General features: G+C 73.0%; 24 protein-coding genes. 19 read left to right on the top strand and 5 right to left on the bottom strand.

Going from position 1 to position 26,454, the window contains the following annotated elements; translation table 11 throughout:
* Nucleotides 1–3: 3 nt before the first annotated feature.
* Together DSM104299_RS28195 and dmpG are read left to right on the top strand one after the other, a co-directional pair.
* On the top strand, nt 4–909 hold the full coding sequence (locus DSM104299_RS28195; RefSeq protein WP_272475006.1) for an acetaldehyde dehydrogenase (acetylating): 906 nt from the start codon (nt 4–6) through the stop codon (nt 907–909).
* Nucleotides 906–1,943 (top strand): 4-hydroxy-2-oxovalerate aldolase, encoded by a 1,038-nt coding sequence (gene dmpG / locus DSM104299_RS28190; RefSeq protein ID WP_272475005.1) that lies wholly within the window; start codon nt 906–908, stop codon nt 1,941–1,943. The genes DSM104299_RS28195 and dmpG overlap by 4 nt, the downstream gene beginning before the upstream one ends.
* A 9-nt stretch (nt 1,944–1,952) precedes the next feature.
* Here the strand turns inward: dmpG and DSM104299_RS28185 are convergent, their stop codons facing one another.
* The gene (locus tag DSM104299_RS28185; protein WP_272475004.1) at nt 1,953–2,879 is read right to left on the bottom strand and encodes an NAD(P)-dependent oxidoreductase; all 927 of its coding nucleotides are present in this window, start codon (nt 2,877–2,879) and stop codon (nt 1,953–1,955) included.
* Nucleotides 2,880–3,022: 143 nt separating this feature from the next.
* Here DSM104299_RS28185 and DSM104299_RS28180 point away from each other — a divergent pair, with 143 nt between their 5' ends.
* The 7 genes from DSM104299_RS28180 (at nt 3,023) to DSM104299_RS28150 (ending at nt 11,395) form a co-directional block, all read left to right on the top strand.
* Nucleotides 3,023–3,703, top strand: a complete 681-nt coding sequence (locus tag DSM104299_RS28180; RefSeq protein ID WP_272475003.1) for a helix-turn-helix domain-containing protein — start codon at nt 3,023–3,025, stop codon at nt 3,701–3,703.
* A 122-nt stretch (nt 3,704–3,825) separates the two neighbouring features.
* On the top strand, nt 3,826–4,284 hold the full coding sequence (locus tag DSM104299_RS28175) for a nuclear transport factor 2 family protein (RefSeq protein ID WP_272475002.1): 459 nt from the start codon (nt 3,826–3,828) through the stop codon (nt 4,282–4,284).
* Nucleotides 4,281–5,168: a sugar phosphate isomerase/epimerase family protein gene (locus DSM104299_RS28170; RefSeq protein WP_272475001.1), complete on the top strand. Its 888-nt coding sequence runs from the start codon at nt 4,281–4,283 to the stop codon at nt 5,166–5,168. The genes DSM104299_RS28175 and DSM104299_RS28170 overlap by 4 nt, the downstream gene beginning before the upstream one ends.
* Nucleotides 5,165–5,629, top strand: a complete 465-nt coding sequence (locus DSM104299_RS28165; RefSeq protein WP_272475000.1) for a VOC family protein — start codon at nt 5,165–5,167, stop codon at nt 5,627–5,629. Before DSM104299_RS28170 ends, DSM104299_RS28165 begins: the two co-directional genes overlap by 4 nt.
* Nucleotides 5,626–6,636, top strand: coding sequence for a Glu/Leu/Phe/Val dehydrogenase dimerization domain-containing protein (locus tag DSM104299_RS28160; protein WP_272474999.1), 1,011 nt, complete (start codon nt 5,626–5,628; stop codon nt 6,634–6,636). Before DSM104299_RS28165 ends, DSM104299_RS28160 begins: the two co-directional genes overlap by 4 nt.
* Complete coding sequence (locus DSM104299_RS28155) at nt 6,633–10,163, top strand: indolepyruvate ferredoxin oxidoreductase family protein (RefSeq protein ID WP_272474998.1); 3,531 nt, start codon at nt 6,633–6,635, stop codon at nt 10,161–10,163. The genes DSM104299_RS28160 and DSM104299_RS28155 overlap by 4 nt, the downstream gene beginning before the upstream one ends.
* Nucleotides 10,163–11,395: an acyl-CoA dehydrogenase family protein gene (locus DSM104299_RS28150; RefSeq protein WP_272474997.1), complete on the top strand. Its 1,233-nt coding sequence runs from the start codon at nt 10,163–10,165 to the stop codon at nt 11,393–11,395. The genes DSM104299_RS28155 and DSM104299_RS28150 overlap by 1 nt, the downstream gene beginning before the upstream one ends.
* A gap of 12 nt (nt 11,396–11,407) precedes the next feature.
* On the opposite strand, the gene DSM104299_RS28145 is transcribed toward DSM104299_RS28150, so the two are convergent.
* A complete protein-coding gene (locus DSM104299_RS28145) occupies nt 11,408–12,418 on the bottom strand; it encodes an NADPH:quinone reductase (RefSeq protein ID WP_272474996.1) in 1,011 nt (336 codons plus the stop codon).
* A gap of 109 nt (nt 12,419–12,527) precedes the next feature.
* Between DSM104299_RS28145 and DSM104299_RS28140 the strand changes: the two genes are divergently transcribed.
* Genes DSM104299_RS28140 through DSM104299_RS28125 form a run of 4 tightly spaced genes read left to right on the top strand, consistent with a single transcriptional unit; the run spans nt 12,528 to nt 17,128 of the window.
* On the top strand, nt 12,528–13,025 hold the full coding sequence (locus tag DSM104299_RS28140; protein ID WP_272474995.1) for a (2Fe-2S)-binding protein: 498 nt from the start codon (nt 12,528–12,530) through the stop codon (nt 13,023–13,025).
* Nucleotides 13,025–14,017, top strand: coding sequence for an FAD binding domain-containing protein (locus DSM104299_RS28135; protein WP_272474994.1), 993 nt, complete (start codon nt 13,025–13,027; stop codon nt 14,015–14,017). The genes DSM104299_RS28140 and DSM104299_RS28135 overlap by 1 nt, the downstream gene beginning before the upstream one ends.
* Nucleotides 14,014–16,113 (top strand): xanthine dehydrogenase family protein molybdopterin-binding subunit, encoded by a 2,100-nt coding sequence (locus DSM104299_RS28130; RefSeq protein ID WP_272474993.1) that lies wholly within the window; start codon nt 14,014–14,016, stop codon nt 16,111–16,113. Before DSM104299_RS28135 ends, DSM104299_RS28130 begins: the two co-directional genes overlap by 4 nt.
* 22 nt (nt 16,114–16,135) lie before the next feature.
* The gene (locus DSM104299_RS28125; protein ID WP_272474992.1) at nt 16,136–17,128 is read left to right on the top strand and encodes a dihydrodipicolinate synthase family protein; all 993 of its coding nucleotides are present in this window, start codon (nt 16,136–16,138) and stop codon (nt 17,126–17,128) included.
* Nucleotides 17,129–17,181: 53 nt separating this feature from the next.
* On the opposite strand, the gene DSM104299_RS28120 is transcribed toward DSM104299_RS28125, so the two are convergent.
* Nucleotides 17,182–17,961, bottom strand: a complete 780-nt coding sequence (locus DSM104299_RS28120; protein ID WP_272474991.1) for an SDR family NAD(P)-dependent oxidoreductase — start codon at nt 17,959–17,961, stop codon at nt 17,182–17,184.
* 297 nt (nt 17,962–18,258) lie between these two features.
* Between DSM104299_RS28120 and DSM104299_RS28115 the strand changes: the two genes are divergently transcribed.
* The 5 genes from DSM104299_RS28115 to DSM104299_RS28095 all read left to right on the top strand — a co-directional run bounded on the left by DSM104299_RS28115 (nt 18,259) and on the right by DSM104299_RS28095 (nt 23,636).
* Nucleotides 18,259–19,443: a sugar ABC transporter substrate-binding protein gene (locus tag DSM104299_RS28115; protein ID WP_272474990.1), complete on the top strand. Its 1,185-nt coding sequence runs from the start codon at nt 18,259–18,261 to the stop codon at nt 19,441–19,443.
* 33 nt (nt 19,444–19,476) lie between these two features.
* The gene (locus DSM104299_RS28110; protein WP_272474989.1) at nt 19,477–21,039 is read left to right on the top strand and encodes a sugar ABC transporter ATP-binding protein; all 1,563 of its coding nucleotides are present in this window, start codon (nt 19,477–19,479) and stop codon (nt 21,037–21,039) included.
* On the top strand, nt 21,036–22,106 hold the full coding sequence (locus DSM104299_RS28105) for an ABC transporter permease (RefSeq protein WP_272474988.1): 1,071 nt from the start codon (nt 21,036–21,038) through the stop codon (nt 22,104–22,106). The genes DSM104299_RS28110 and DSM104299_RS28105 overlap by 4 nt, the downstream gene beginning before the upstream one ends.
* A gap of 121 nt (nt 22,107–22,227) precedes the next feature.
* Nucleotides 22,228–23,025, top strand: coding sequence for an SDR family NAD(P)-dependent oxidoreductase (locus DSM104299_RS28100; RefSeq protein ID WP_272474987.1), 798 nt, complete (start codon nt 22,228–22,230; stop codon nt 23,023–23,025).
* 125 nt (nt 23,026–23,150) lie between these two features.
* Nucleotides 23,151–23,636 (top strand): MarR family winged helix-turn-helix transcriptional regulator, encoded by a 486-nt coding sequence (locus tag DSM104299_RS28095; RefSeq protein ID WP_272474986.1) that lies wholly within the window; start codon nt 23,151–23,153, stop codon nt 23,634–23,636.
* Between the two features lie 10 nt (nt 23,637–23,646).
* Here the strand turns inward: DSM104299_RS28095 and DSM104299_RS28090 are convergent, their stop codons facing one another.
* Entirely contained in the window at nt 23,647–24,552 is a 906-nt protein-coding gene (locus DSM104299_RS28090; RefSeq protein WP_272474985.1) for an LLM class flavin-dependent oxidoreductase, read from the bottom strand.
* Between the two features lie 147 nt (nt 24,553–24,699).
* Here DSM104299_RS28090 and DSM104299_RS28085 point away from each other — a divergent pair, with 147 nt between their 5' ends.
* A complete protein-coding gene (locus DSM104299_RS28085; protein WP_272474984.1) occupies nt 24,700–25,800 on the top strand; it encodes an NAD(P)/FAD-dependent oxidoreductase in 1,101 nt (366 codons plus the stop codon).
* A 100-nt stretch (nt 25,801–25,900) separates the two neighbouring features.
* Here DSM104299_RS28085 and DSM104299_RS28080 read toward each other — a convergent pair whose 3' ends face one another.
* The gene (locus DSM104299_RS28080; RefSeq protein WP_272474983.1) at nt 25,901–26,386 is read right to left on the bottom strand and encodes an Lrp/AsnC family transcriptional regulator; all 486 of its coding nucleotides are present in this window, start codon (nt 26,384–26,386) and stop codon (nt 25,901–25,903) included.
* Nucleotides 26,387–26,454: the final 68 nt, after the last annotated feature.

The following is a 26,454-nucleotide window of genomic DNA, read 5'->3' as shown; positions in this document are numbered from 1 at the left end:
GCGATGGTCCGCTGCGCGATCGTCGGGACCGGCAACATCGGCACCGACCTGATGCACAAGCTGCTGCGCTCGGAGACGCTCGAGCTGCAGGCGATGATCGGGATCGACCCGCGCTCGGCCGGCCTGGCGCAGGCGCGCGCCGCGGGCCTGGAGACGACCGCCGAGGGCATCGACTGGCTGCTGCGCCATCCCGATCCGCCCCGGCTCGTCTTCGAGGCGACGGCGGCGAGCGTCCACGCTGCGGCCGCGCCGCGCCTGGAGGCCGCCGGCATCCGCGCCATCGACCTCACGCCGGCGGCCGTCGGCCCCTACGTCGTGCCGTCGGTGAACCTCGACGCGCATCTCGACGCCCCCAACGTGAACATGGTCACCTGCGGCGGGCAGGCGACCGTGCCGATCGTCGCGGCGATCGCGGCGACGGCGCGGCTCGGCTACGCGGAGATCGTGGCGACGATCGCTTCGCGTTCGGCCGGGCCGGGCACGCGCGCCAACGTCGACGAGTTCACCGAGACGACCGCCCGCGCGCTCGTCGCGGTCGGCGGCGCGGCGGCGGCGAAGGCGATCATCGTGCTCAACCCCGCCGAGCCGCCGATCCTGATGCGCGACACGGTCCACGCGGCGCTCGTCGGCGAGGTCGACGAGGCGGCCGTCGCGGCCGCGGTGCAGGCACGCGTCGCCGCCGTCGCGCGCTACGTGCCGGGCTACCGGCTCAAGCAGCGCGTGCTCTTCGAGCACGGTCGCTGGGAGACGCCGGCCGGCCCCGCCGACACGCACGCAACCGTGCTGTTGGAGGTCGCCGGCGCCGGCGACCACCTGCCCGTCTACGCCGGCAACCTGGACATCATGACCGCGGCGGCGGTGCGCGTGGGCGAGCGGATCGCTGAGCGGCAGGAAGTAGTGGCGCGATGAGCGTGGACGGAGCGCCGCGCGCCGTTCGCCTCACCGACGGCACGCTGCGCGACGGCTCGCACTCGGTCGGGCACCGCTTCACCGTCGACCAGGTGCAGCGCGTGGCGCGCGCCCTGAGCGACGGTGGCGTGCGCGTGATCGAGGTGGCGCACGGCGACGGGCTCGGAGGCTCCTCATTCAACTACGGCTTCTCGCAGACCGACGAGCGGACGCTGATCGCGGCGGCGGCCGCCGCCGTCGCGCCGCACACCCAGATCGCCACGCTCCTGCTGCCCGGCATCGGCGTGGCCGCAGACCTGCGCGAGGCGTGGAAGCTCGGCGTGCGGATCGTCCGCGTCGCGACGCACTGCACCGAGGCCGACATCGCCGCCCAGCATCTCGCGCTCGCGCGCGAGCTCGGCTTCGAGGCGACCGGCTTCCTGATGATGAGCCACATGGTCGAGCCGGGGCAGCTGGCCGAGCAGGCGCTGCTGATGGAGTCCTACGGCGCGCACGCCGTCTACGCGGTCGACTCCGCCGGAGCGCTCGTGCCGGAGTCCGCCGCGGCGCGGGTGCGGGCGCTGCGCGAGGCGCTGCGGGCCGAGACGCTGGTCGGCTTCCACGCCCACGACAACCTCGGCTGCGCCGTCGGCAACACGCTCGCGGCGGTCGCCGCCGGCGCAGCGCTGGTCGACGGCTCGATCGCCGGCCTCGGCGCCGGCGCCGGGAACATGGCGACCGAGCTGTTCGCCGCCGCCGCCCGGCGGTCGGAGATCGAGACGGGGCTCGACGCGCTCGCGCTGGCGCGCTCGGCGACCATGACGCGGGCGCTGCTGGGCGTCGAGCCGCGCCGCGACGAGCCGAGCCTCGTGCTCGGCTTCGCGGGCGTCTACTCGTCGTTCCTCCTGCACGCCGAGCACGCCGCGAGCCGCTTCGGCCTGCAGGCGGCCGACATCCTCGTGGAGCTCGGCCGGCGCGGGGCGGTCGGGGGTCAGGAGGACATGATCCTCGACGTCGCCGCCGAGCTGGCGGCGCGTGGGAGCCCGGCCGCCTGACGCGCCGCGTCAGACGGCGGCCGCGCTCGCGCCGCCGGGCAGCGGCTCGAGCCCGGCCTGCTCGCGCACGACGGTCGTCAACGCCGACCAGTCCAGCGCGTCGCGCCCGCGCTCCAGCGCCGTGTCGATGTGCTCGAGCGCCAGCTCGCCGACCTCGAGGCGGGTCCCCAGCTCGCGCACGGCGTCGAGCGCGAGCGTGACGTCCTTGCGCCCGAGCGCCAGCGCGAAGCCGGCCGGCTCGAACTCCCCGGCGGCGATCATCGGCGCGTAGGCCTTCACGACGCCCGAGCCGAGCTGTGGACCGGTCAAGAACGACAGCACCCGCTCGCGCGGCAGCCCGGCCTTCTCGGCGGCGGTGAGGAACTCGCCGAGGATCTCGATCGTCGCGACGCCCATGAAGTTCGCGAGCAGCTTGAAGACGTTGGCCTGCTGGGCGTGCTCGAGCGTGAAGCGGATCTCGCCGAGCTGCTCGAGCACCGGACGCGCGGCCTCGATCGCGTCGGCGGCGCCTGCGGGGACGATCGTCAGCTTGCGCGCCGCGGCGGCCTTGGGCCGGCCGAAGACCGGCGCCGAGACGTAGCGCTCGCCGGCCTCGGCGTGGGCGGCTGCCAGTCGCGCGGCCAGGCCGGGGGAGATCGTGCTCATGCCGACGTGGACCGCATCCGGCGCCAGCGCCCCGACGAGGCCGCCGGCGCCGAAGGTCGCCGCCTCCAGCGCGGCGTCGTCGGCGAGCATCGTCACGACGACGCTCGCGCCGGCCGCGGCCCCGCCCGGCGTCGCGGCCACGGTGGCCGCGAGCCCGTCGGCCTTCGCCGCGGTGCGGTTCCAGACGGCGAGCCGGAGCTCGGGCGCCGCGGCGAGGTTCGCGGCGATCGCGCGGCCCATCTGGCCGAGGCCGATCACGGCGACGCTTACGGGGGAGGAGGAAGAGGACATGGGCCCGAGTCTGGACGGCGCGCGGCGCCTATGTCAAGTCCAACTTTACGAAAGGCCGGGCCATCTCGGCCATTTGCGATCCGTGCGACTATACGCGGTAAGCTGCGGACAACGCGTCCCTCGACCAGCTGGAGCACAGGCGGATGGCACGAAAGCGCACGACGAGCGACGTAGAGAGCAACGGTGACATCGGCCGTCCGATCCGCGCCGCCCGTGAGGCGCGCGGGATCGGCGTCCGCGAGCTGGCACGTCGCCTCGACGTCTCGGCGAGCCTGATCTCCCAGATCGAGCTCGGGATGACGATGCCCTCGGTCGGTACGCTCTACGCGATCGCCAACGAGCTCGACCTGTCGCTCGACGGGCTCGTCTCCGGCGCGGGCGCCGGCCCACGCCCCGCCGACGGCCACGGCATGCCGGCGGCTCCCGCGGGTGGGTCGGTCTCACCGGTCGTGCGCGCCGACGAGCGCACGATCGTCCGGCTCGCGTCCGGCGTGACGTGGGAGCGGCTCACGCCCGAGACCGAGCACGGCGTCGACTTCCTCTACGTCATCTACGACGTCGGCGGCGCCTCCTGCCCGCCGGACTCGCTCATGCGCCACCCGGGCAAGGAGTACGGGAACGTGCTGAGCGGCCGGCTGGGCGTGACCGTCGGCTTCGAGACCCACGAGCTCGGCCCCGGCGACGCGATCGCGTTCGAGTCGACCATGCCGCACCGGCTGTTCTGCATCGGCGACGAGGAGGTGCGCGCGGTCTGGTGCGTCCTCGGGCGCCAGGGCGACTCACGCGAGACCTCCACCGCGGACGCGGTCGCCACCGAGGCCTAGCGCCTCGCCCGGCTGTACACGCGTACAGCCAGACTTGACAATAGTCTCCCCGTGGGAAACAATCCGCGGACACGCCGAGCCGCGGTCGCGGCGCGTGCCACGCACGATCGGGAGGAGACGCGATGCAGCAGGGCAGCAACGTCAAGCAGGCGCGGCGGTTCTTCGAGACGCTGATGGCCAAGGACCTTCCGGGTTGGGTGGGCTTGTTCGCGGAGGACGCCGACATGGAGCTGCCGTTCCATCCGCCCGGCTTCCACGCCGAGCGCCATGGGCGCGCCGCGATCGAGCGCACCATGCGCGAGGCGTTCGCGGTCTGGGAGACCGTCGAGTTCACGGGGCCGGTCATCTACGAGACGACCGACCCGGACGTCGTGGTGGTCGAGACGACCGGCGACATGAAGCTGTCGACCGGCGGCCACTACGCCAACACCTTCATCATGCTGTTCTTCTTCCGCGACGGGGAGATCGCGCTCTGGCGCGAGTACCTCAACCCGCTCGTGCTCGTCGACGCCCACACCGGCGGCGACGCGCAGAAGCTGGCGGAGCTGTTCCCCGACCCCAACGAGCCGGCGGCCTCGTGACGGCGCCGGGGGACGTGCGCGTCGCCTCCTCGGACTTCGGCTACCCGGGCCTGAGTCCCGAGTTCCTGCTCGACCTGCTGGTCGAGCTGGGGCTCGACGGCGTCTCGATCGGGCTCTTCCCCGGTCGCAGCAACTGGCCGATGGACGCGATCGGCGCCGCCCCGCAGGCGTGGGCCGAGCGGATCGCGCGAGAGCTCTCCGAGCGCGGGCTCGGGCTCTCCGACGTCTTCCACATCCCGGCGCGCAAGCTCACCGAGCTGACCGTCAACCATCCCGACGCAGCGCAGCGCGAGGAGTCCGAGCGGCTGTTCACGATCTACGCCGACTTCGCCGCGGCCGTCGGCTCGAGCGGCATCACGCTCCCGCCCGGGCTCGTGTTCGGCGGTGAGTCGTGGGCCGCGGCGGCCGACCGCGCCGCCGAGCACCTGCGCCGCCGGATCGAGATCGCGGGTGAGCGCGGGCTGCGCTGCTCGGTCGAGCCGCACATCGTCTCGCTGAACCCCTACGCGGGCTCGATCGTCGACACGCCGGCGAAGGCGCTCGCGCTGATCGAGCGGGCGCCCGGCCTCGAGCTCACGCTCGACTACGGGCACTACGTCGTGCAGGGCATCCCCGACCGCGAGATCGAGCCGCTGCTCGAGCACGCGCGCCACTTCCACGTCCGCGGCGCGGCGAAGGGGCTCGTGCAGACGCGCCTGGAGGACAACGTGATCGACTACGGTCGCGCGCTCGACCGCCTCGCGGCGATCGGCTACGACGGCTGGGTCGAGGTCGAGCAGATCTACGACCAGCGGCCGGGCTGCTCGAACTGCGACAACATCCAGGAGCTGCGGAAGTGGAGCGCGTTCGTGCGCGAGCGCGCCGCCGCACGGGCCGCGGGATGAGCGTCCGCTACATCCACACCAACATCGTCGCGCGCGACGCCGAGCGGCTCGTCGCGTTCTACGTCGAGGCGCTCGACTGCGAGGTCGCGGCGCCCGCGCGCGAGATCGCGGGCGACTGGCTCGAGCGCGGCACGGGCCTCCCCGGCGCGCAGATCCGCGGCACGCACCTGCGGCTCCCCGGCCACGGCGAGGACGGCCCGACGCTGGAGCTCTTCGCGATGGAGGGCGTCGTCGAGCAGCCGCGGCCGGCGGCCAACCACCAGGGCCTGATGCACCTCGCCTTCCAGGTCGACGACGTGCGAGCGACGCTGGAGCGGCTGCTCGCCGCCGGCGGCGGCAAGCTCGGCGAGGTCGCCGAGGTCGACATGGCCGGCCGTGGCCACCTGACCACCGTGTACGCGCGCGACCCGGAGGGCAACGTGATCGAGCTGCTGTCGCTGGAGCCGGAGGCCGCAGGATGAGCGCGCTCGCCGATCGGCCCGAGCGCGTCGTTCGCTGCGAGGACGCGACGAGCGGCCTGCGCGGCGTGATCGTCGTCGACGACACGACGCTCGGCCCCGCGCTCGGCGGCATCCGCCTGCGCCCCTACCCGACCCTCGACGCCGCCGAGGAGGAGTGCCGCCGGCTCGCGCGCGGCATGACGCGCAAGAACGCGCTCGCCGAGATCGGCTTCGGCGGCGGCAAGTCGGTGATCGTCGCCGACGGCCCGATCGCCGACCGTGGAGCGTTGCTGCGCGCGTTCGGCCGCTTCGTCGCGGCGCTCGACGGCGCCTACGTGCCGGCGGTCGACATGGGCACCTCGGTCGCCGACCTGCAGGTCGTCGCGGAGGTCGCACCCGACGTCTCCTGCGACGACGCCGATCCGTCGCCGGCGACCGCCCGCGGCGTCTTCGCCGCGATCGAGCGCGCCGTCGAGCACGCGCTAGGCGGTCCGCTGGACGCCGTGCGCGTGGTCGTTCAGGGCGTCGGACACGTCGGCGCGGACCTCGCGCGCCGGCTCGCGGACGCGGGGGCGGAGGTGCTCGTCGCCGACCTCGACGGCGGCCGTGCCGAGCTGCTCGCCGCGGAGATCGGCGGGACGGCCATCGCGGCCGACGACGCCGTCGCGACCGCGTGCGACGTGCTCGTTCCGTGCGCGACCGCGCGGGTGGTGGACGCCCACACGATCGACCGCCTCGCCTGCCGCGTGATCGCCGGCGCAGCCAACGACGTGCTCGCCGAGCCCGCGTTGGCGGAGGCGCTGCGCGCGCGCGAGATCGCCTACGTGCCCGACTTCGTCGCCAGCGCAGGCGGCGTGATCCACGTGCGCGCGCTGCGCGACGGCTGGTCGCCGGCGCGGCTGGAGGCGGCGCTCGTGCGCATCGGCGAGCGCGCCGAGCGCGTGCTGGTCGAGGCCGCCGCGAGCGGCCGCACGACGGTCGCCGTCGCCGAGGCGATGGTCGACGACCGGCTGGCGGCCGCCGCATGAGCGCGATCGCCGACCGACCACCCGTCACGCTCCAGGACAAGTACCTGCTGGAGGAGGGGCGCGCGATGCTGACCGGCACTCAGGCGCTCGTGCGGCTGCTGCTCGACCAGCGCCGGCTCGACCGCGCGCGCGGGCTCACCACCGGCCTCTACGTCAGCGGCTACCCCGGCTCCCCGCTGGGCGGGCTCGACCTCGAGCTGGGCCGTGCGCGCACGCATCTCGACGAGGCCGAGATCGTCTTCCAGCCGGGCCTCAACGAGGAGCTGGCCGCGACCGCCGTCAACGGGACCCAGCTCGTGCCCGAGCTGCCGGGCCGCCGCCTCGACGGCGTCGTCGGCGTGTGGTACGGCAAGACGCCGGGGCTCGACCGCGCAGCCGATGCGATCCGCCACGGCAACGTCGCCGGGACCACGCACCTCGGCGGCGCGGTCGCGCTGATCGGCGACGACCCGTGGTGCAAGTCGTCGACGCTTCCGGGCTCCTGCGAGGCGATGGCGCGCAGCCTCGTGCTGCCGCTGCTCGCGCCGAGCAGCATCGCCGAGATCGGGCGCCTCGGCCTGCACGCCGTCGCGCTGTCGCGCGCGACCGGCATGTGGACCGGCATGAAGATCGTCTCCGACATCGCCGACGGCGCGGCGACGATCGATCTGGCCGGCGCGTTCGCCGAGATCCCGATGCCGCCGGGCGCGAGCCGCGGGAGCGCCCCGGTGCTGCTCGCGCCCGGCTCCGTCGAGGCCGAGCACGACCTCTTCACCGCGCGGCTGGGCCGCGCCCGCGCCTACGCCCGCGCGGCCAAGCTCAACCGCGTCATGTTCGAGCCCGCGCGCCCGCGCCTCGGCGTGATGGCGGCCGGGCTGACCTTCGCGACGCTGCTGCGCGCGCTCGACGACCTCGGGCTCGGCGAGGCGGCGCTCGACGGCCTCGGCATCCGCCTGATCCGGCTCGACATGCCGTGGCCGCTCGATCGCGACGACGTGCGCGAGCTGACGGCCGACCTCGAAGAGCTGCTGATCATCGAGGACAAGCTCGCGTTCGTCGAGACCTACGTCAAGGAGGCGCTGTACGGCGTCGCCGGCGTGCCGCGCGTGCTCGGCAAGGAGGACGTCGACGGCCGTCCGCTGGTGCCCTCGCGGGGTTCGCTCGACGCCGACGCGATCGCCCGCGCGCTCGGCGCGAGGCTGCCCGGCGACGCGCTGCCGCCGTCCGCCGCGGCGCGGCTCGAGCAGCTCACCACGCGCGAGCAGGCGGTCGCCGCGATCGTGCCCGAGGCGGCGCGGACGCCCTTCTTCTGCTCGGGCTGCCCGCACAACATCTCGACCAAGGCCGCGCCCGACCAGCTCGTCGGCGCCGGCATCGGCTGCCACTCGCTCGTCGCCGTCGACCCCTCCGACCAGCGCGGCCTGCTGCTGGGCGGCGCACCGCAGATGGGCGGCGAAGGTGCGCAGTGGCTCGGCATGGGGCCGTTCACCGACGATCCGCACTTCGTCCAGAACATCGGCGACGGGACGTTCCATCACTCAGGATCGCTGGCGCTGCGCGCCGCAGTGGCCGCAGGTGCGAACGTCACCTACAAGCTGCTCTACAACGACGCCGTCGCGATGACCGGCGGCCAGTACCCCCAGGGCCGGCTCTCCGTGCCGAGCCTCACGCGCTGGCTGGCGCTGGAGGGCGTCAAGCGCGTGATCGTCACCACGCCCGAGCCGGAGAGCCACGGCACGGGCGCGCTGGACGCGATCGCCTCGGTGCGCCACCGCGACGACTTCGTGGCGGCGGAGGCCGAGCTCGCCGAGGTCGAGGGCGTGACGGTGATCATCCACGACGACCGCTGTGCGACCGAGGAACGCCGCCTGCGCAAGCGCGGCAAGCTGCCGGCGCCCGCCGAGCGGGCGTGGATCAACGAGCGCGTCTGCGAGGGCTGCGGCGACTGCGGCCACAAGTCGACGTGCCTGTCGGTGATCCCGGTCGACACGGACCTCGGCCGCAAGACGCAGATCCACCAGACCTCCTGCAACCAGGACTTCTCGTGCCTGGACGGCGACTGCCCGTCGTTCATGGTCGTGACGCCCGGCAAGCGGCCGAAGCGCACGATCCCGAAGCTTCCCGTGGCGCTGCCCGAGCCGGCGTCGCGCGTCCGGGGCGACGACGTGGTGATCCGCATGCCGGGCGTCGGCGGGACCGGCGTCGTGACGATCTCGCAGGTCCTGCAGATGGCCGCGCACCTCGACGGCCGCTCGGCCGCCGGGCTCGACCAGACGGGCCTCGCGCAGAAGGGCGGACCGGTGATCTCCGACGTGCGCCTCTCGACGGCGCCGATCACCGGCGCGCACCGCGCGACGGTCGCCCAGGTCGACGTGATCCTCGGCCTCGACATGCTCGGCGCGGCGATGCCCGACACGCTCAAGACGGCCGACCCCGAGCGCACGATCGCGGTGATCAACACCGGCCAGCTGCCGACGGCGGCGATGACGACGGCGCTGGCCGCGCGCGCCTCGCGCACGCGGACGATCCGGACGATCGAGCGCAGCACGCGCGCCCAGGAGAACGTCTACCTCGACGCGCTGGAGCTGGCCGAGACGCTGTTCGACGACCACATGTCGGCGAACATGATCGTGCTCGGCGCCGCGTACCAGCACGGCTGCATCCCCGTGAGCGCGGCGCGCATCGAGGAGGCGATCCGCCTCAACGGCGCGGCGGTCGACGCGAACCTCGCCGCCTTCGGCTGGGGCCGGGCCGCGGTCGCCGATCCGGAGGCCGTCGACGCGGCGGTCCACCCGCCGGCGCCCGAGCCCGTCACGTCTGCGCGCGTCGAGCGGCTGCTCGACCAGCTGGGCGCCGAGGGCGAGCTGCGTGACCTGCTCGCGCTGCGCGCGACCGACCTCGAGCGGTTCCAGGACTTCGCCTGCGCGCGCGAGTACGTCGAGCGCGCGCTGGCGGTCGCGGCGGTCGAGGCCGAGCGCGGCGCGCCGGGCGAGACGTCGATCGCGGAGGCCTACGCGCGCGGGCTGCACAAGCTGACCGCGTACAAGGACGAGTACGAGGTCGCGCGCCTGCACCTCGACGCCGTCGAGCAGGCGAAGCTGACCGCGGCGTTCGGCGCGCGCCCGAAGGTGCGCTTCCTGCTGCACCCGCCGTTCCTGCGCGCGCTCGGCGTGGACCGCAAGCTGCGGATCCCGAGCGGGGTCGCCAAGCCGCTGTTCGGCGTGCTCTACGCGAGCCGGCGGCTGCGCGGCACGGCGCTCGACCCGTTCGGCCGCGCGCACGTGCGCCGCGTCGAGCGCGAGCTGATCGACGAGTACCGCGGCCTGATGGCCGACGCGCTCGCGCGGCTCACGCCCGAGACGCACGCCCAGGTGCTCGCCGTCGCCGAGCTGCCCGAGCTGGTGCGCGGCTACGAGGAGGTCAAGCTCGGCAACGTGGAGCGCTTCCGCGCCGAGGCTGCGCGGTCCGTCGCCGCGATCGGTGAGCAGGGCGACGCAGGCGGCCCGCTCGCGATCGTCCAGGTCGACGCCAGCGCAGGGAAGGGCTGATGGACCTCACGCTGCCACAGGGCCACGTCGAGCTGCGCGAGCGCGTGCGCGCCTTCGTCGAGCGCGAGGTCCGCCCCAAGGCGACGGAGCGCGAGAAGCGGCGCGACCCGCTGGCGCGCTTCCCGTGGGACATCGTCGAGGCCGCCGCCGCCGAGGGCCTGCTGACCCTCACGCTGCGCACCGAGCACGGCGGCGGCGGCGCCGACGAGCTGGCGCAGGCGCTGGTGCTCGAGGAGCTCTCGGCCGGCGACATGGGGATCGCGCAGGTGCTCCGCGCGCAGTTCGTCTACACCGAGCTGTTCAACGTCGTCGCCACCGACGCGCAGCGCGCGCGCTTCCTGCCGGAGCTGTTGGAGAACCCGCGCTGCGTCCTGGCCGGCGCCATGACGGAGCCCGAGACCGGCTCGGACCACTCGTTGCCCTACGACGGCGTCGAGGGCGGGCCGCACACGACGGCGGTCCGCGAGGGCGACCGCTACCGCCTCAACGGACGCAAGACGCTGATCACCAGCGGCGGCGTCGCGCGCTACTACTTCATCTGGGCGCGCACCGATCCGAGCGTGGCGCCGCGGCAGGGCACGAGCTGGTTCCTCGTGCCCCACGACACGCCCGGCCTGCGCGTCGGCCACGTCTACGACAAGCTCGGCCAGCGGCTCGCGACCAACGCCGAGCTGATCTTCGAGGACTGCGTGATCCCGGCCGGCAACCGCTTCGGCGCCCATGACGGCGCTGCCTCGTTGGGCATCCACAGCAACCCGGCGCTCGGCGCCGCGCAGGCGATCGGCGTGGCCCGCGGTGCCTACGAGGCGGCGCTCGCCCGCGCTCGCTGGCGCGTGCAGGGCGGCAGGCCGATCATCGAGCACCCGCAGGTCGCGGCGCTGCTGGCGGAGATGGCGATCGGGCTCGAGGCGGCGCGGACGCTCGTCTGGCGCTCGTGCACGACGCCCGACCCCGGCGGCATGGTCAGCCTGCTCGGCATGATGGCGAAGGTCCATGCGACCGAGATGGCCGCCGAGGTGACGCGGCGCGCGATCCAGGTCTTCGGCGGCTACGGCGTGACCGAGGAGTACCCGGTGGAGAAGTTCTTCCGCGACGCCGCCACGCTCTTCCATCCCGCCGCCGCCACCAACCAGGTGATGCTGCAGAAGATCGCCGCGCGGCTGCCCGACGACGAGACGCTCAGCCCGCACCTGCGCGCCGCGAGCTGCCGCTACGTCGGTGAGCCGGCGTAGCGGCAGCCTCGCTCAGTCGACGTCGAGCACGACCTTGACGGCGGTGGCGGAGGGCTTCTCGGTGCGGTCGTGCGCCTCGGCGATCCGGTCGAGCGGCAGCCGCTCCGTGACGAGGTTCTCGAGCCGGCCCTCGGCGAGCATCCGGCCGATGTCGTCGACCGCGGCCTGCGCCGCGGCCTGCGCGATCCAGTAAACGCCGATGAAGTGCACGCGGTGGTTGCCGGCGCAGAGCGCGTAAGGCTCGAACTCGAACTCGAGCTTGCGGTCGCTGCCGAACACCGAGATCGCCGCGTCCTCGGCGAGCATCTCGGCGTCGTTGGCCCAGTTGATCCCGAACTCGACCTCCACGACGACGTCGACGCCCCGTCCGCCGGTCAGCTCGCGCACCTTGGCGACGAGGTCCGGATCCTGGTGGTCGAAGACGTGGTGGGCGCCGAGCTTGCTCGCCAGCTCGCGGTTGCCCTCGCTGCCGGCCGTGGCGATCACCGTCGCGCCGGCCTCGCGCGCGAGCTGCACGGCATAGCGGCCGACACCGCTCGTCGCCCCCTGCACGACGACCGTCGCGTCCTCGCGCAGCGGACCGTCGCAGTGGACGGCGTAGTGGGCGGTGACCGCGTTGACGCCGAGCGCCGCGCCTTCGTGCAGCGCGACGGTCTCGGGCAGCGTCACCGCGAACGCGGCGGGCACGCAGCACCACTGCGCGGCGGTGCCGAACGGACGACCGAGCGTCTGCGCCATCCGCACCCACACGCGCTCGCCGACGCGTGCCGGGTCGACGCCCTCGCCGACGGCGTCGATCGTGCCGGCGCCGTCGTCGTGCGGGATCGTGCGGTCGAACAGCTGCACCGGACGCGCTCCCGCGCGATGGAGCGTGCGGCCGCGACGGCGCTTGATGTCGACCGGGTTGATCCCGCTCGCGGCGATCCGCACCCGCACCTCGCCCGGCTCCGGCTGCGGCTCGGGCAGCTCGCCCAGGCGCAGCACGTCGGTGCCGCCGACAGCGTCGTAGAAGGCAGCCTTCATCACTGGTCGCTCCTTTGCTCCGCCGCGACGGCGAACGCGTTGTCCAATTCGGGTTTGCACCGTACAGCATTGCTTGACACCTTGGGCGCCCGACCGTAACCTGGAAGCCATGCCCTCGACGACCTCCCACGCCTTCGCCGAGCAGCAGGAACTGGTGCTGCACGTCAACGGCGAGCGCCAGGTGCTCGCTGGCGTGGACGCGCGCACGACGCTGCTCGACCTGCTGCGCGAGCGGCTCGACCTGACCGGCGCGAAGAAGGGTTGCAACCGCGGCGAGTGCGGCGCCTGTACGGTGCTGCTCGACGGGCAACGCGTCAACGGGTGCCTGGTGTTGGCCGCGAGCACCGACGGCCGCGAGGTCACGACCGTCGAGGGGCTCGCCGACGGCGACGCGCTGCACCCGGTGCAGCAGGCGTTCATCGACCACGACGCCTTCCAGTGCGGCTACTGCACCCCGGGTCAGGTGATCTCGGCGGTGGCCTGCATCGCCGAGGGCCACGCCGGCTCGGCCGCCGAGATCCGCGAGTGGATGAGCGGGAACCTCTGCCGCTGCAGCGCCTACCCGCAGATCGTCGAGGCCGTGCAGGCTGCGGCCGCGCACGCCTGATGCGGCCGCTCGCCTACGCCCGCGCCGAGCGCGTCGCCGACGCGGTCGCCGACGCCGCCGTCGAGGGCACGACGCTCCTCGCGGGCGGCACGGAGCTGCTGAACTGGCTGCGGCTCGGCGTCGTGGCCCCCGACCGGCTGCTCGACGTCAGCCGCATCCCGGAGCTCGCACGGATCGCGCCGCTGCCCGACGGCGGCCTGCGGATCGGCGCCGCCGTCACGCTCCACGACGCCGCGGCCGACGCGCGCGTGGCGGAAGGATGGCCGGTGCTGCGCGAGGCGATCCACCTGTCGGCCTCGGCGCAGATCCGCAACCGCGCGACGCTTGGCGGCAACCTGCTGCAGAAGACGCGCTGCCCCTACTTCCGGTCGGAGGACCCCGTGGCCTGCAACCGCCGCGCGCCGGGTTCGGGCTGCAGCGCGCACGAGGGCTTCAACGCCAACCACGCGATCTTCGGCTGGAGCGAGGCGTGCATCGCCACGCACCCGTCGGACCCGGCGGTCGCGCTGGCCGCGCTCGACGCGCGCGTCGTCGTCGCCGGCCCCGACGGCGGGCGCACGATCCCCGTCCGCGACTTCCACGTGCTGCCGACCGAGGCGGTCGCCGACAGCGTGCTCGCGCCCGGCGAGCTGATCGTCGCGCTCGAGCTGCCCGCGCCGGCGCCCGCGTCGGCCTACGTCAAGGTGCGCGAGCGCCAGTCCTACGAGTACGCGCTGGTCTCCGCCGGCGTCGCGCTCGCGCTCGACGGCGGGACGATCCGCCACGCGCGCGTCGCGCTTGGATCGGTCGCGATGCGTCCATGGAGGCTGGACAGCGCCGAGCAGACGCTCGTCGGGCTGGCCCCCGACGCGCCGGAGGTCGAGGTGGCGCTCGAGGTCGCGCTCGCCGACGCGCGTCCGCTCGCGCAGAACGGCTACAAGATCCCGCTCGCGCGCAACGCGGCGCTGCGCGCGCTGCGGATCGCGGCCGGCCTGGAGGAGCGGGTCGCATGAGCGTCGGCACGCCGCTGGCGCGGCTCGACGGGCCCGCGAAGGTCACCGGCCGCGCGCGCTTCGCCGCCGACCACCGCGTCGACGGGATGCTCTACGGCACGTTCGTGACCGCGTCCGCGCCGGCCGGTCGCGTCCGGGCGATCGACGCAGACGCCGCCCGCGCGGTGCCCGACGTCGTGGCCGTGCTCACGCACGAGGACATGCCGCGCTATGGCGAGGCGACCGCGGTCATCTCGGCCGGAGCGCACCTGCCGATGCAGGACGACCGGATCCGCCACGACGGCCAGCCCGTCGCGATCGTGCTGGCCGAGACGCTCGAGGCGGCCGAGCACGCGGCCAGCCTCGTGCGCGTGGACATCGAGGCGGCGCCGTTCACGCCGTATCCCGACGGCGACGACGCCGGCGCGATCGAGCCGCCGGCCAGCAGCTACACGTGGTTCCCGACGACGGTCGTCAAGGGCGACGTGGACGCCGCGATCGCCGCGGCGCCGGTCGTGCACGAGGGCGTCTACGTCCAGCCCGCGCGCCACCACAACCCGATGGAGCCCTCGGCGACGCTCGCCGACTGGCGCGACGGGATGCTCACGCTGGTCGACGCCGTCCAGCACGTCTACGGCGTCCAGTGGGTGCTGTGCGGCGTCTTCGGGCTCGAGCCCGAGCAGGTGCGCGTGCGCTCCCCGCACACCGGCGGCGGCTTCGGCTGCAAGGGCTTCGTGTGGCCCCACCAGGTGCTGACCGCGGCGGCGTCGATCGTCCTGGAGCGGCCGGTGCGGATCGCGCTCACGCGCGCGCAGATGTACGGGATGGTCGGCTACCAGTCCCAGCTCGTGCAGGCGATCACGCTGGCGACCGACGACTCGGGCCGGCTCGCCGCGCTCGAGCACGACGCGGTCAACGTCACCGCCGTCTTCGACGACTGGGTCGAGTACGCGACCGAGGGCACGAGGTCCACGTACGCCACACCCACGATGCGGCTCACCCAACGCGTCCAGCGCGCGAACGTCGACTTCCCGACGGCGATGCGCCCGCCGACGGAGGGCTGCGGGATCTTCCCGCTCGAGGCAGCGATGAACGAGCTCGCCCACACGCTCGACGTCGACCCGCTGGAGCTGCGGCTGCGCAACTACGCCGAGGTCGATCCCGACAGCGGCAAGCCATGGTCCTCGAAGGAGCTGCGCGCGTGCTACGAGCAGGGCGCGCGGGCGTTCGGCTGGCGCGCCGCGCCGCGCCGCGACGGCCGCTGGATCGTCGGGCAGGGGATGGCCACCTGCCTGCACGGCGGCACCCCGCAGGCCGGCTCGCAGGCGCGCGTGCGGCTGCGAGCCGACGGCAGCGCCGTCGCCGAGTGTGGCTTCCAGGACATCGGCACGGGAACCTCGACGGTCGTCTCGCAGCTCGTCGCGGAGGTGCTCGGCGTCGAGCCGGCCCGCGTCGAGTGCCGGATGGGCGATACGCGGCTGCCCGAGGCGGCGCCGACCTACGGCTCGACCACGACGATGAGCGTCGGCGCCGCGGTGGTGCGCGCCGCGGCCGACGTGCTCGCCCAGCTCGGCGTGCGCGACCACGCGAGCCCGGAGCAGGTGGCCGCCGCGCTGCGTGCGAGCGGACGGGCGGAGATCGTCGGCGAGGGCTCGTTCGCGCCGGCCACCGACAGCCCGTACGTGATGCGCACGTTCGGCGCGATCTTCGTCGAGGTCGGCGTCGACCCGCAGCTCGGCCTGCTGCGCCTGCGCCGCGCGGTCGGGCGCTACAGCGTCGGCCGGATCATGAACCCGCGCACGGCCCGCGCGCAGATGACGGGCGGGATCATCTGGGGCTGGGGCAAGGCGGCGATGGAGCAGAGCCACCACGAGCCGCGCCTCGGCCGCTGGCTGTCGAAGAACCTCGCCGGGGTGGCGATCCCGGTCAACGCCGACATCCCCGCCGACATCGACGTCGGCTTCGTCACCGAGGTCGACCACGCGAGCCCGATCGGCGGCAAGGGGATCGGCGAGGTCGGCGCGACCGGCGTCGAGGCCGCGGTCATCGACGCGGTCTTCCACGCCACCGGTCGCCGCATCCGCGAGCTGCCGATCACGCCGCCGAAGCTGATCTGAACGACACGACAGGAGAACGGACATGGGACTCTTCAACACCCCAGGCCAGTGGCGCGGGTACTTCGGGTCGCCGCTGACGCCCTACGACGCCGCCGGCCGCATCGACGAGGAGGTCTACGCGCAGGAGGTCGAGTTCCTGATCGGCAACGGCGCGCCCGCGCTGTGCTCGCTGATGCACGTCGGCGAGTCGCTGAACCTGTCGGCCGACGAGCGCAGGCGCGTGACGGAGCTGACCGTCGAGGTCGCCGCCGGCCGCGTCCCGGTGATCGCGCACGTCAGCCTGCCCGGCACGCAGCACACGGTGGAGCTGGCAGAGCACGCGCAGTCGGTCGGCGCGCAAGGCGTCGTGTCGGTGACGCCCTACCACTGGCGCCCGACCGACGAGGGGCTCTACGAGCACTTCGTCGCGGTCGGCTCATCGGTCGACGTGGCGCTGCTGACCTACAGCTACCCGGCCGCGTTCGGGGTCGGCGTGTCGCCGCAGGTCGCGACGCGGCTGGTCGAGCGGCTGCCGAACTACCTCGGCGCCAAGCAGGCCGACTACGACATGCAGACGTTCACCGAGATGGTGCGTGCGCTGCACGTCGCGCGACCGGACTTCTCGGTCTTCGCCGGCGTCGAGTACCTGTTGCCGGCGCTCGCGCTCGGGGGCTGCGGCTCGCTGTCGGCGTGCGGCGTCGTCGCGCCGCGGCTGCTGACCGCGCTGTGGCAGGCCGCCTCCACCGGCGACTTCGAGGGCGCGCGCGAGCTGCAGTGGAAGATGGGCCAGCTGTTCCTGCTGCTCACGTCGCGCTATCCGGCGACGATCAAGGCCGCCGCCGGGATCATGGGCCGCGAGGTCGGGCCGACGCGCCTGCCAGTGCTGCCGCTGGCGGCGGAGGAGGTCGCGGCGCTCGCCGCCGAGCTCGACGCCATGGGCATCCTCGAGAGCGAGCCGTACGGCTGGGCGCTCGACGCCGAGCCGGATCCCGAGCGCGCGCGCGCGAGCGTGCGCGGGGTTCTCGCGGCGGGCTGAGACGCCCGCCCGCGCCGCGCGGGCCGCCCTGGCGACCCGCGCGGCACCTGGGCTCACGCTCGCCGCTCGTACCACCACGACGCGCTGAGCCCGCCGTCGACGACGAGCGCGCTGCCGGTCATGCCGGCGCCGCGGTCGGAGACGAGGAACGCGATCGCCTGCGCGACCGCGTCGGGCGCCAGCAGCCCCAGCGGCTGGCGCCCCTCGACCATCGCGACGATCCCGTCGGGGTCCCGCGCGCCGGCGATCCCGGCGCGGAAGAAGGGCGTGTCGATCACGCCCGGGCACACGCAGTTGACGCGGATGCCGGCGTCGGCCGCGTCCATCGCGGCGGCGCGGGTCATGTTCAGCACGCCCGCCTTCGTCGTGCAATAGGCCAGCTGGTCGCGCTCGCCGAGGAACGAGTCGCCGGAGCCGACGTTGACGATCGAGCCGCCGCCGTGCGCGCGCATCGCGGGGGCGGCCGCGCGCATCATCTGGAAGGTGCCGCGCACGTTGACGGCGTGGCAGCGGTCGAGGTCGTCGGGGTCGAGGTCCCACAGCGAGCCTTGGAAGACGGCGGCCGCGGCGTTGACCAGCCCGCGCAGCTCATGGCCCTGCGCCTCGGCGGCGGCGACGGCGCGCTCCGCGGTCTCGGTCTCGCGGATGTCGGCGGGGAGCGCGGCGGCAACCGTCGCGCCGGCCTCGCGCAGGGCGGTCACGGCGACGTCGAGCGCGTCGGGGTCGCGGTCGACGAGCACCGTGGCCCAACCCTCCTCGCCGAGCAGGCGGGCCGCGCCCAGCCCGATGCCCGACGCGCCGCCCGTGACGATCACCGCTCGTTGAACCGCCATGCTCACTCCTCCTTGTTCGTGTGCGCTGAGACGAAGTGATCGTACAGTGGCGTCGTACAGCGGAACACGCCGTGCTCGCATTTTTAGCGCTAGCCGGGCCCAGACGACGAGCCGGGCTGGACGATGAGGGTAAATTGTGCCGTACAACTTGACACTGCGTGGGCACGGTGAGAGGATGCCCGTCGTCCAGGAGAGAGAGTGTGGATGTCGGGTTCGGGGGACTTCCGACGCGCGCGCCGGTTCCGGTGCGACGCGCCCCTTCGGCATCCTCGGAGGAGGAGAGCAATGAAGCGACGCATGGCTCGCAACAGGCCGTGGCTGGTGGCGTTCGCCGTCTGCCTCGCGGCGGCGCAGGTGCTCAGCGCGTGCGGCGGCAGTTCGACGTCCGCGTCGGGCAGCAGCCCGAGCGGTGGCAGCACGAGCACGACCGGCTCCAGCGACGGCGCGGCGGCAAGCGCGACGCTGGCCAAGTACTACAAGGGCGTCTTCGAGAAGCCCCCGACGAGCGTTCCCGCTCCAGTGCGCGGGAAGAACGTCTGGATGATCTCCTGTGGCCAGAAGTTCCCGGTCTGCACGCAGGTCTCCGACGAGTTCGAGGCCGCGGCGAAGCTGCTCGGCTGGAAGGTGACCGTGTTCGACTCGGCGGGCGATCCGACGAAGGCGACGGCCGGCATCCGCCAGGCGGTCGCGGCCAAGGCCGACGGCATCGCGACGGTGGCCTTCGACTGCGCGACGATCAAGGGCGGCCTGCTCGCGGCGAAGTCCGCCGGCATCCCCACCGTCAACTACGTCGGCGTCGACTGCCCGGACACGCCGGAGTTCAGCGCCAGCGTCAACATCATGGGGTCGCAGAAGATCACCGACTTCACCGCCAAGCGCGGCGAGGCGGCAGCCGACTTCACCAACGGCCTGCTCAAGCAGCGCGGGGTCCACAGCGGCAAGGTGCTGATGGTCCAGCAGGTCGAGCAGGAGCATCACAAGGCCTACTGGAACGCGTACGAGGCGAAGCTCAAGAGCCTCTGTCCGAGCTGCGACCTGGTCCGCGTGCGCTTCACCAACGCGCAGGTGCCGAACCCGGCCGTGCAGATCTGGAAGACGGCGATCACGGCCAACCCCGACGCGAAGGCCGTCGCCTTCAACAGCGACGCGTACATCACGCTCGGCCTCGGCAGCGCGCTGAACGCCGTCAAGAGCCGCGGCATGGTGGTCTGCTGTGGCTCGGGCGAGGACGTCAAGTGGCTGCGCGACGGGACGGTCACCGCGATGGAGTACTGGCCCTACGGCTACGACACGTGGTCGATGGCCGACCAGCTCAACCAGCTGCTCTCCGGCGTCAAGGCGGCCGACCTGCCCAACGAGGGCGGCGGCTTCGTCGTCGCCGACGCCACGCACAACCTGCCGGCGAGCGCCGACGCGATCCAGGTGCCGTTCGACTACCGCAAGCTGCGGGCCGACGCCTGGGCCGCCGCGGCGGCGAAGTAGGCCGGCATCGGAACCATGACGAGCGAGACGTCCATGACGACGACTCCTCTGCTGAACGGTCAGGGTCGCACCGCGGCTCTGACCGTCAGCCGCCTCTCCAAGACGTTCCCGGGAACGCAGGCGCTGTGCGACGTGAGCTTCGCGGTCGCTCCGGGCCAGATCCACGGGCTGCTCGGCGGCAACGGCTCGGGCAAGTCGACGCTGATCAAGATCCTCGCCGGCGTGCACGCCGGCGACGCGGGCGGGGAGCTGGCATTCGGCACGCGCACCGTGGCCTCCGATGCCACCACGCCTGAGCTGGCGTACGCGTGCGGGCTGCGCTTCGTGCACCAGAGCTCGACCACGTTCCCCGACATGACGGTCGCCGAGAACATCGCGATCGGCGGCGGCTTCCCGACACGGCTCGGGCGCGTCCGCTGGGGTCAGCTGCGCCGCGAGACGCGGTCGCTGCTCGAGCGCTTCGAGATCGACGCGCATCCCGACGACCTGCTCGGCGAGCTGGGGGCGGCGGACCAGACGATGGTCACGATCGCGCGCGCTCTGCAGGACGAGGACGGCGACGGCGGCGCGGTCTCGGTGCTCGTGCTCGACGAGCCGACCGCCTCGCTGCCCGAGCACGAGGTCGACGTCCTGCTCAGCGCATTGCGGCGCTATGCGGCGCAGGGGCAGACGATCCTCTACGTCAGCCACCGCATCGAGGAGGTCCTCTCGATCACCGACGCGGTGACGGTCCTGCGCGACGGCCAGCACGTCGTCACGCGTCCGACCGAGGGCCTCACCGAGGCGGCGCTGATCGAGCACATCGTCGGGCGGCCGCTGGAGCAGGTCTTCTCGCCGCCGTCCGAGCAGCAGGCGCTGGAGACGCTGCTCCAGGTCCAGGGCCTCGGCGACGGCGAGCGCCTGAAGGACGTGAGCTTCACGGTCGGGCGCGGGGAGGTCGTCGGCATCGCCGGCCTGCTCGGCTCGGGCCGCACCGAGCTGCTGGAGCTGCTGTTCGGCCTGCGCGCCCCCGCCGGCGGCCAGATCCGCCTGGGCGGCGACGAGGTGCGCATCGGTCGCCCGAAGGACGCGATGGCGCTCGGCATCGCGTTCGTCCCGGAAGACCGCGAGCTGGACGCCGCCTTCCTCGACATGACCGTCCGCGAGAACCTGTCGGCCGCGCAGGTCGGCCGCTATCAGTCGCACGGGCGCATCCAGCACGCCCAGGAGCGCGCCGACGCGCTGCGCTCGATCGAGGAGTTCACGATCCGCACCCCCGGCGATGGGGAGCTGCTGTCGTCGCTCTCGGGCGGCAACCAGCAGAAGGTGATCCTCGCCCGCTGGCTGCGCCGCGACCCGCGGCTGCTGCTGCTCGACGAGCCGACCCAGGGCGTCGACGTCGGGGCGCGCGCAGATGCCTACCGCTCGGTGCGCCGGGCGGTCGAGGGCGGCATGGGCGCGATCCTCGTGACGTCCGACTTCGAAGAGCTCGCGCTCGCGTCGGACCGGGTGCTCGTCCTGCGCGGCGGGCGGCTGGTGGCCGAGCTGCGCGGTGACGAGCTCTCGCGCCAACGCCTCACCGAACTCGTCTTCACAACGCAGGAGGAAGCAGCGTGACCACGACAGCAAGCATCGATCCCACCAGGGAGAGCGCGGACGCGGAGCCGTCGGGCAGGTCGTCGGGCGAGCGGACCGGCACCGGGCGCCAAGGCCGCTGGGATCCCCTGACGCTGCTCGAGCGCTTCGGCCTGCTCATGCTGTTCGTCGCGCTGGTCGTGCTGTTCAGCCTGCTGCGTCCGGACACGTTCGCCACGACCGCGAACTGGCAGACGATCGCGACGTCGCAGTCGGTGCTGGCGGTCGCGGCGCTCGCGCTGATCGTGCCGCTTATCAGCGGCCGCTTCGACGTCTCCGTCGGCGCGATCCTCGGGCTCTGCTCGATCGCCTGCACGGCGGCGATGAGCAAGCACGGCCTCCCGCTCGTCCCGGCGATCGCGGTCGCGCTCGCGATCGGCGCGGTGCTCGGGTCGATCAACGGGATCATCGTCGCCTACCTCGGCGTCAACTCGATCATCGCGACGCTCGGCACCTCGACGATCATGGGAGGGCTCGTTTCGGCGTACACCAACGGCATCCCGATCAGCAGTGGCCTGTCCCCTCGCCTCACGGACTTCAGCGCGAAGATGGTGCTGGGCGTGCCGGCGCTGTTCCTGGTGATGCTGGCGTTTGCGGTCGTCGTCTGGTTCCTGCTGACGCAGACGCCCTACGGTCGCAACCTCGCGGCGATCGGCTCCAACCTGCGCGCCGCGGTGCTGACCGGCGTCGACGTGCAACGCAAGGTGATGTGGAGCTTCGTGCTCTCAGGGCTGCTCGCGGGCGTCGCGGGCGTGCTGCAGGTTGGCGCGACCGGAAGCGGCGACCCGTCGGTCGGCGGCATCAACTTCATCGTTCCGGCGCTCGCCGCGGTCTTCCTCGGCGCGACGACTTGGCATCCCGGCAAGTACAACGTGCCGGGGACGATCCTCGGCCTGTTCTTCGTGGGCACGGCGGTGAGCGGCCTCGCGCTGCTCGGCGTGCGTCCGTGGGTGACCGACGTGTTCAACGGGTCCGCGGTCGTCATCGCGATCATCGTCTCGGCGCAGTTCCGCCGCCGCCGCACGGGCGCGTCCGAGGTCGGCACCTGAGGTCCGGGCGCGGCCCAGGACGCGCGAGCCGATCGTCGGCCTCAGAACGTGACTGAAGCGCGCTTCGCGCGCAGCCCAGAGGAAACGAGCGCGGCCACGACCGCGGGATGGAGAGAACAGCATGTCGGACACGAAGCAGAACGCAGCGACGATGCCGGGGGTCGCGCCACGCCTCGCCGGCAAGGTCGCGATCGTCACGGGCGCGGGTCGCGGCCTCGGGCAGGCGACCGCGCGGCGGCTCGCCCAGGAGGGCGCCGCGGTCGCGTGCCTCGACCTCACCGGCGCCGACGCGACGGCCGCGGAGCTGCGCGACGCGGGCGCCGGCAGCTTCGGCGTCGACGGCGACGTCAACGACCCGGCCACGTGGCAGCAGGCCGTGGACGGCTGCCTGCACGAGTTCGGGCGCATCGACGGCCTCGCCAACGTGGCGGGGATCGTCCTGTCGGCGGCGGCCGACCGTCCCGATGCGATCCACACGGTGTCCCTGGAGGACTGGGACTGGGTCTACGCCGTCAACGTGCGCGGCCCGATGCTCGGCATGCGGGCCGTCATCCCGCACCTGCTCGCGCAGGGCTCGGGCGCGGTCGTCAACGTCACCTCGGGGGCGGCCAACGTCGGCCTCAAGGATCTGGCGGCCTACTCGTCGAGCAAGGGCGCGTTGCAGTCGCTCTCGCGCCAGGCGGCCATCGAGTATGCGCCGCACGTCCGCGTCAACAGCATCGCGCCGGGCTCGATCAACACGCCGATGCACAAGAACGTCACCGACGAGGACAAGGCGCACATCGCCGCCGGCACGCCGCTGAGCCGGATGGGCCAGCCCGAGGAGTACGCACCCTTGATCGCCTATCTGCTGTCTGGCGAGTCCGCCTTCATGACCGGCTCGACGATCGCGCTCGACGGCGGCTTCACGGCACAGTAGACGAGGTCGGCCGGGGCCCTGCCGAACGCTCGGCGGTTGGTTCGTCTGTGTGATCGTAGGTAGGAGCGAAGGTCCGCACTACGGATTGTCGGTGCTGCGCGTCGGGGCGTACCCTTGATCGCACCATGAGCGCGACGACAGAGCCGACGACCACTGCCGCCGTTCGCGGCGGCGATCTGCGGCTGGCCGATGCGCTGGTGCAGTTCGCGCATCTCATCGACCACCTGTTCGCCGACGCGAGCCGCGCGAACGGGTTGACGCCGCAGCAGGCCCAGCTGCTGTGCGAGCTGATGCCGCGCCCGATGGGGATGACCGAGCTGACCGGGCTGCTCAACGTCGAGCGCTCGACGATGACGGGACTCGTGGACCGGGTGGAGCGCCGGGAGCTCGTCAAGCGCGCGCCCGACCCGAAGGATCGCCGTGCCATCCAGATCGCGCTGACCCCCAAGGGCCGGCGGCTGGCGATGAAGTCCTATGGTGCGGTCACCACGAAGGTCGACGCGCTGACCAGCGGGTTGGCACCGTCCAGCGCGACGCGGCTGACGAAGATCGTCGTCGATCTCCTCGCCGACAACGGCCGCCCGTTGTCCACGGGCGAGGAGGCGTCGTAGCGGGCGTCGTTCAGCGCGCCGTCGGGAGCGCTGCGCGGACGGCGGGCGCGATCTCGGTCGCCCAGCGGCCCAGCGCGACGTCGGTCGGAGTGCCATCAGGGATCGGGAAGTAGATGAACCCGGCAGCGTCGTGCTCCAGGACCGCGCCGGTCAGCTCCTCGATCCACTGATCCGGCGAGCCACCGATCCAGCGGCGCTGATCGTCGCGGGTCGTCTGCAGCGGCGTCGCGGTGATGCGACCGGGGAGGTTGTAGACCGTCTGGACGTCTGCGGGCTGTCGTCCGGTGGCGACGGCGGCCTCGTCGATGAGCGGGCGCGACCATGCGAAGCGCTCGCTCAGCCAGTCGGCGGCGTAGCCGGGGATCCAGCCGTCGGCGAGTCGTCCGGTGACCGCGAGGGACTTGGGGCCGTTGGAGCCGGTCCAGATCGCTGGGACCGGGACGGGGGAGGGCTCGAGCCCGGAGACCTCGTAGAACTCGCCGTCGAACACGACCGGGGCACCGCCTCCGTGCAAGGCCCGGATGAGCTGGATGCCCTCCTCGAGCGCGCGAACCGACTCGCCGGGCGTGCGCCGTGGGACGCCGAGCTTGGCGATCGCGTCCCACAGCCCGCCGGCGCCCATGCCGAGGACCACGCGTCCGCCGGAAAGCGCCGAGAGGCTGGCGACGGTCCGGGAGAGCATCGGCGCGGGGCGGGTCGGCAGGTTCGTGACGTTCGCCAGGGCGCTGATGCGCGTGGTGCGGCCGAGAACGACGCCGAGCGCGGCGTAGGCGTCGACGCGATCGGGCTCGTAAGGGTGGTCGGACAGGCTGACGAGGTCGAGTCCTGCGTCATCGGCCTGCGTGACGTGCTCGAGCAGGGCCGGGACCTGGTGCAGCGCAGTGCCCAGGCCGAAGCCGAACAGCGGCGTTCTCATCGTTCTTCCCTTCGTAGGTGGGCCGCGGCAGCGATGAGTTGAGCGTACTGTACGGAAGGCAGATAGTTCGTTTGACATACAGTCGCCGAGAGACGTTGATATGCTTCGGACAACGGACTATCCGTCTTTCGAACAACAGGAGCAAGCATGGCCCCGACAGTCGCAGTCATCGGTGGTGGGTACGGCGGGATCGCCGTAGCCAAAGATCTCGACGAGGTCGCCGACGTCGTCCTGATCGATCCGCGCGACACGTTCGTCCACAACGTCGCGGCGCTGCGCAGCGTGGTCGATCCGGGGTGGGCTGAGCGCCTGTTCCTGTCCTACGAAGGATTGCTCAGCCGCGGGCGTGTGCTGCGCGACCGCGCCGTCCTCGTCGAGCCCGGCCGGATCGAGTTGGCCTCCGGCGAGCCGCTGGAGGCCGAGTACATCGTCTTGGCGACCGGCTCGACGTACCCGTTTCCGGCCAAGCTGCCGAGCGTGGACTCCACCGAGGGTCGTGCCGCACTCGCGCACGGCAACGCCGAGCTGGCCGGCGCGGAGTCGGTCCTGATCGTCGGCGCAGGTGCGGTGGGCCTCGAGTTCGCCGGGGAGATCACGGCGACGTGGCCCGACAAGCGGGTGACGATCGTCGACCCGATCGACGACGTCCTCGCCTGGCGCTACAGCCCCGAGTTCCGCGCGGAAGTGCGACGGCAGCTCGTCGATCGCGGCGTCGAGCTCGTTCTTGGCTCAGGCCTGGTCGCCGAGCCCCTCGCACCGACCGGCGTCCGCGGGTCTGTCTCTGTGACGACCGAGGACGGGCGCGAGCTGAACGCCGACATCTGGTACCGCTGCTACGGCGTGACGCCGGTCAGCGACTACCTCGGCCCGGCGCTCGCGGCTGCGCGCGCTCTCACCGGCCACGTCGTCGTGACCGATGACCTGCGGCTGCCGAACCAGGACCGCGTGTTCGCCATCGGCGACGTCACCGCGATCGCCGAGGGCAAACAGGCCAGCGCCGCCGCGAAGCACGCCGAGGTGGTCGCCGCGAACATCCGCACGCTGATCGAAGGCGGTGACGAGCTGACGACCTACCAGCCCGACCTTCCCATGCTCGTGCTGCCGCTCGGCCCCGAGGGCGGAGCATCGTACGTCCCGGCGATGGGCGGCGTGGTCGACACCGCGACGACGATCCAGATGAAGAGCGCCGACCTGTTCGTCGGCCACTACGCGGCCATCCTCGGCACCGCGACGCCAGCCGCCCCCTGAGGCACGCCGTGGGCGGCCAGGGGAGGGCGCCGAGCGCGCGCTCCTCGCCTGGCGGACGCGATCACTACAGGGAGCAGCGGCTGGGCGCGGCCGGCGTCTTCTAGCTGCTCGGCTCCGCCGCGCCCCAGATCCCGGGGCCGCGGCGGTGCTCGTAGATCAGCGACGTCTCGGCGTGCGCCACCGCGGGATGCGTGGCGAGGTGGTCGACGACGAACTCGCGGAGGTCCTGCGCGTCGGCCGCGGCCAGCCAGACGAGGTAGTCGGTGGCGCCCGCGAGGTGGAAGACGGTGAGCACGCCGGGCAGCTGGCGCACGACGCTGGTGAAGGTCTCGATCTGCTCGCGGTTGTGGACTGCGAGCCGCACGGCGACCATCGCCTGGAGCGGCCGGCCGAGCGCCGCGAGGTCGACCTCGGCGTGGAAGCCGCGCAGCACGCCGGCCTCGCGCAACGCGCGCACGCGTTGCAGTGCGGTCGACGGCGCGACGCCGACGCGCTCGGCGAGCTTGTTGTTGGGGATGCGGGCGTTCTCGCTCAGCGCTTCGAGGATCGCGCGGTCGGTCTCGTCGAGGCGCAGGTCGTTCGGCATGGCCGGAAGTGTTGCAGACCGCACCGTATTTCCTGCGACTCTGCTGTGAATTTCCGAAGATCCTGCGG

The sequence above is a fragment of the Baekduia alba genome, from assembly GCF_028416635.1.
Taxonomy (GTDB): domain Bacteria; phylum Actinomycetota; class Thermoleophilia; order Solirubrobacterales; family Solirubrobacteraceae; genus Baekduia; species Baekduia alba.
Note: the sequence above shows the minus strand (reverse complement) of the source record. Positions and strands in the feature narration are given on the sequence as shown.

Coding starts and splice junctions, on each gene's coding strand:
- DSM104299_RS28195 (WP_272475006.1), top strand. CDS start 4: ATGGTCCGCTGCGCGATCGTCGGGACCGGCAACATCGGCACCGACCTG.
- dmpG (WP_272475005.1), top strand. CDS start 906: ATGAGCGTGGACGGAGCGCCGCGCGCCGTTCGCCTCACCGACGGCACG.
- DSM104299_RS28185 (WP_272475004.1), bottom strand. CDS start 2,879: ATGTCCTCTTCCTCCTCCCCCGTAAGCGTCGCCGTGATCGGCCTCGGC.
- DSM104299_RS28180 (WP_272475003.1), top strand. CDS start 3,023: ATGGCACGAAAGCGCACGACGAGCGACGTAGAGAGCAACGGTGACATC.
- DSM104299_RS28175 (WP_272475002.1), top strand. CDS start 3,826: ATGCAGCAGGGCAGCAACGTCAAGCAGGCGCGGCGGTTCTTCGAGACG.
- DSM104299_RS28165 (WP_272475000.1), top strand. CDS start 5,165: ATGAGCGTCCGCTACATCCACACCAACATCGTCGCGCGCGACGCCGAG.
- DSM104299_RS28160 (WP_272474999.1), top strand. CDS start 5,626: ATGAGCGCGCTCGCCGATCGGCCCGAGCGCGTCGTTCGCTGCGAGGAC.
- DSM104299_RS28155 (WP_272474998.1), top strand. CDS start 6,633: ATGAGCGCGATCGCCGACCGACCACCCGTCACGCTCCAGGACAAGTAC.
- DSM104299_RS28150 (WP_272474997.1), top strand. CDS start 10,163: ATGGACCTCACGCTGCCACAGGGCCACGTCGAGCTGCGCGAGCGCGTG.
- DSM104299_RS28145 (WP_272474996.1), bottom strand. CDS start 12,418: ATGAAGGCTGCCTTCTACGACGCTGTCGGCGGCACCGACGTGCTGCGC.
- DSM104299_RS28140 (WP_272474995.1), top strand. CDS start 12,528: ATGCCCTCGACGACCTCCCACGCCTTCGCCGAGCAGCAGGAACTGGTG.
- DSM104299_RS28135 (WP_272474994.1), top strand. CDS start 13,025: ATGCGGCCGCTCGCCTACGCCCGCGCCGAGCGCGTCGCCGACGCGGTC.
- DSM104299_RS28130 (WP_272474993.1), top strand. CDS start 14,014: ATGAGCGTCGGCACGCCGCTGGCGCGGCTCGACGGGCCCGCGAAGGTC.
- DSM104299_RS28125 (WP_272474992.1), top strand. CDS start 16,136: ATGGGACTCTTCAACACCCCAGGCCAGTGGCGCGGGTACTTCGGGTCG.
- DSM104299_RS28120 (WP_272474991.1), bottom strand. CDS start 17,961: ATGGCGGTTCAACGAGCGGTGATCGTCACGGGCGGCGCGTCGGGCATC.
- DSM104299_RS28115 (WP_272474990.1), top strand. CDS start 18,259: ATGGCTCGCAACAGGCCGTGGCTGGTGGCGTTCGCCGTCTGCCTCGCG.
- DSM104299_RS28110 (WP_272474989.1), top strand. CDS start 19,477: ATGACGACGACTCCTCTGCTGAACGGTCAGGGTCGCACCGCGGCTCTG.
- DSM104299_RS28100 (WP_272474987.1), top strand. CDS start 22,228: ATGTCGGACACGAAGCAGAACGCAGCGACGATGCCGGGGGTCGCGCCA.
- DSM104299_RS28095 (WP_272474986.1), top strand. CDS start 23,151: ATGAGCGCGACGACAGAGCCGACGACCACTGCCGCCGTTCGCGGCGGC.
- DSM104299_RS28090 (WP_272474985.1), bottom strand. CDS start 24,552: ATGAGAACGCCGCTGTTCGGCTTCGGCCTGGGCACTGCGCTGCACCAG.
- DSM104299_RS28085 (WP_272474984.1), top strand. CDS start 24,700: ATGGCCCCGACAGTCGCAGTCATCGGTGGTGGGTACGGCGGGATCGCC.
- DSM104299_RS28080 (WP_272474983.1), bottom strand. CDS start 26,386: ATGCCGAACGACCTGCGCCTCGACGAGACCGACCGCGCGATCCTCGAA.